This window comes from Roseomonas sp. TAS13 (genome assembly GCF_001950415.1).
Taxonomy (GTDB): Bacteria; Pseudomonadota; Alphaproteobacteria; order Acetobacterales; family Acetobacteraceae; genus Roseomonas; species Roseomonas mucosa.
On record NZ_BDLP01000442.1, the window covers coordinates 1 to 3,179 of the forward strand.

A 3,179-nucleotide genomic window follows, 5' to 3' on the forward strand; every position below is an offset into this window, starting at 1 on the left:
GGCGATGGCGAGTTCGGGGACGTCGAGGGTGCAGATGACCGCCTCCGGCACCTCGCGGTGCTCGGAGATGCGCAGGCCGAGATCGGTGCCGCCGGCGAGCAGCCAGGCGCCGGGCTGGGCAGCGCGGAGGGCGACCAGCTCCGCGAGGCTGGCGGGGCGGTGGAAGCTCTGGCTCCCGCTTTGCAGGAGCGGCACGGCGGGCAGCGGGGCCGGCGGCGGGGGTGCCGCGGGTTCGGCGGGGAGGCGGGCGAAGGCTTCCAGGATCGGGCGGTAGCCGGTGCAGCGGCAGAGATTGCCGGCCAGCGCCTCGTGCGGGTCGCCGCCCTCGGTCTGGTGCGCCCAGGCGGACATGACGATGCCGGGGGTGCAGAAGCCGCATTGCGTGCCATTGCAGGCGGCCATGGTGGACTGCACGGGATGGGCACCGCCGTCGGGGGCGCGCAGCCCCTCCACGGTGCGCAGACGGCGGCCATGGATCTGGCCCAGGGTGAGGAGGCAGGCATTGACCGCGCTGCGGGCACCGTCGGCTTCCTCGATCACCACGGTGCAGGCGCCGCAATCGCCTTCGGCGCAGCCTTCCTTGGTGCCGGTCAGCGCGGCGGGGCCGCGCAGCCAGTCGAGCAGGGTGGTGGTGGGCGAGAACTCCGGCGGCAGGTGCCGCGGCTCGTCGTTCAGGTGGAAGGCGATATGGGCCGGCATGGGAGTGAGCCTAGCAAGGCGGATGCCGGGACGGCCATGGCGGGAATCGCGGGGCGCGGCCGGGGCCGGCGGAGGCGGGCGGGTGGCGGTCCGTGTCATGGAACGGACACTCGCCGCGCGGCGGTGCCGGGCTTAGTGCGGGCGGCATGACATCCCTGGATTCCCCGAGCCGCGCCGCCATGCGCCGCCGGCCCGCATGATCCCGCCGCTTCAGGAAGGGGGCGACCGCAGTCATGGCCGTGTCTGGGTGCTGGACATGCCCGGCTGGCGCTGGACCCACTACGACCTGGTGACGTCCGCGGCCTTTCCGGCGATCCAGGCGGAGGGATGGGGGGAGGATGTCCTCGCCCTGATGCGCGACAAGGACGAGACGCCGCGCCTGCAGTCGCAGGACGGGCTGGTGATGGGCATCCTGCCGGATTTTCCGCACCAGGCCGGGCTGGAATCGCGGGAGGCGGCATACTGGCGCTTCGCCATGCGGGAGGACCGGATCGTCACCGGGCGGCGGAGCTCGGTGGACGGGCTGTACCATGCCTGGCAGGCGGCCCGCGAAGGACATGCGCCGGAGAGCCCGGCGGCGCTGGTGGACCTGGTGCTGGCGCATTTCGGGACCGGGGTGGCGCAGCGCGCCGCGGCGCTGGATGACGAGGCTCGGCGGATCGAGGACGACCTCCTGTCCGACGAGCCGAAGCGGGGGCCGGACGAGAGCGGGCGCCGGCTGGGGGTGGTGCGGCGCGACGCGACCCGGCTGACGCGCGTCGTCGCGCCGGTGGTGCGCCTGTTGCGGGAGGAGGAGGAGGAGCTTCCCGACTGGGCGGTGGAGCAGAGCCACGAGACGGCGCGGCGGCGCATCCTCTCGGCGCTGGACGACCTGCGGGCGCTGCAGGAACACGGGCGGGCCTTGCAGGACGAGCTTTCCGCAAGGCAGGCGGCGGAGACCAACCGCAACGTCAACACCCTGTCGGTGATCACGGCCGTGCTGCTGCCGCCGAGCCTGGTGGCGGGATTCTTCGGGATGAACACCGGCGGCATGGCCTGGGCCGAGCCGGAACACGGCACGCTCTGGGCCGCGGGGCTGATGCTCGGCTCGGTGGCGGTGACGCTGCTGCTGCTCAGGCTGCGGCGGGTCATCTGAGGGAGAGCGGAGGCCGTGGCTTCGCGGGCCGCGGTGCGGTGCTGCCCGGCTGAGCGGCGTGTCCGCGCCGTTGTCCCGGTTCCGGTCATCCTCCGGATCCCGGGATGCTGGCGGCGGGTGCCGGGCCATCGGGGCCGGTGCCCCGGGTTGTCCCATGGGACAGGGGGCCGGGGGAAGGGCAGGGCCTTGCCCCCGGGGTCCCCGGGAATACGGCTCAGAGGATGCTCTGGCCGGTCTTCTTCCAGTCGGCCATGAAGCCTTCCAGGCCCTTGTCGGTCAGCGGGTGCTTGACCAGGGCGCGGATGACGTTGGGCGGCAGGGTGGCGACATGGGCGCCGAGCTTGGCGCACTGGAGCAGGTGGACCGGGTGGCGGACGGAGGCGGCCAGGACCTCGGTCTTGAGGTGCGGGTAGGCCTTGTAGATCTGCATGATGTCGGCGATCAGCTGCATCCCGTCCTGGCCGGTGTCGTCGAGGCGGCCGATGAAGGGGCTGACGAAGGTGGCGCCCGCCTTCGCCGCGAGCAGGGCCTGCACGGCGGAGAAGCACAGGGTCACGTTGACCATGGTGCCGTCGTTCACCATATGTTTGCAGGCCCGCAGCCCGGCTTCCGTGAGCGGCAGCTTGACCACGACGTTGGACGCGATCTTCCGGAGATGCTCGCCCTCCCGCATCATGCCGTCATAGTCCAGCGCCGTGACCTCGGCGGAAACAGGGCCCGGGGTGATGTCGCAGATTTCCGCGATGATGTCCCGCATCGGCCGGTTGGCCTTGGCGATCAGGGAAGGGTTGGTGGTGACGCCGTCGAGCAGGCCGGTTTCGGCCAGGGAGCGGATTTCGGAGACATCCGCGGTGTCGACGAAGAATTTCATGGGTCACGATCCCGTTCTGGTTGCGCAGGCATAGCCCATGGTGGCCCCCCGCAGAAAGCCTGGAGCTGTGAAACCGGTCGGCCCCGTGCGTCCGCGCGTGAAGGTGCTGCTGCCGCTGCCGCTGGACGGCGCCTATGACTATGGGGTGCCGGAAGGCATGGCCGTACCCCCGCCCGGCACTTTCGTGGAGGTGCCCTTCGGCGGGCGCGAGCTGCGCGGCGTGGTCTGGGACGGAGCGCCGGACCCGACGCTGTCCGAAGGCAAGCTGAAGAACCTGCTCGGCACGCTGATCGTGCCGCCGATGACCGGCAGCCTGCGGCGATTCGTGGACTGGGTGGCGGCCTATACGATGGCGCCGCCCGGCGCGGTGCTGCGCATGGCGATGAGCGTGCCCTCGGCGCTCGACCCGCCGGGGCAGCAGGCGGGGTGGCTGTCTCTTGATCACATCTACGCACAGCTCCACCGTAAGGCGAA

The 3,179-nt window shown here is 71.7% G+C and carries 3 protein-coding genes and 1 pseudogene; 2 read left to right on the forward strand and 2 right to left on the reverse strand.

All coding sequences use genetic code 11. The features are described 5' to 3' along the window. On the reverse strand, nucleotides 1–699 hold a 699-nt coding region (locus tag ROTAS13_RS21720), incomplete at its 3' end, for a 2Fe-2S iron-sulfur cluster-binding protein (RefSeq protein WP_139323481.1). 196 nt (nucleotides 700–895) lie between these two features. On the opposite strand from ROTAS13_RS21720, the gene ROTAS13_RS21725 reads away from it, so the two are divergent. Further along, nucleotides 896–1,834 (forward strand): CorA family divalent cation transporter, encoded by a 939-nt coding sequence (locus tag ROTAS13_RS21725; protein WP_075823389.1) that lies wholly within the window; start codon nucleotides 896–898, stop codon nucleotides 1,832–1,834. A 214-nt stretch (nucleotides 1,835–2,048) separates the two neighbouring features. Here ROTAS13_RS21725 and fsa read toward each other — a convergent pair whose 3' ends face one another. Next, nucleotides 2,049–2,705: a fructose-6-phosphate aldolase gene (gene fsa, locus ROTAS13_RS21730; RefSeq protein ID WP_019461016.1), complete on the reverse strand. Its 657-nt coding sequence runs from the start codon at nucleotides 2,703–2,705 to the stop codon at nucleotides 2,049–2,051. A gap of 85 nt (nucleotides 2,706–2,790) precedes the next feature. On the opposite strand from fsa, the pseudogene ROTAS13_RS21735 reads away from it, so the two are divergent. Then, a pseudogene (locus ROTAS13_RS21735) lies at nucleotides 2,791–3,179 on the forward strand (hypothetical protein); the annotation flags it as partial.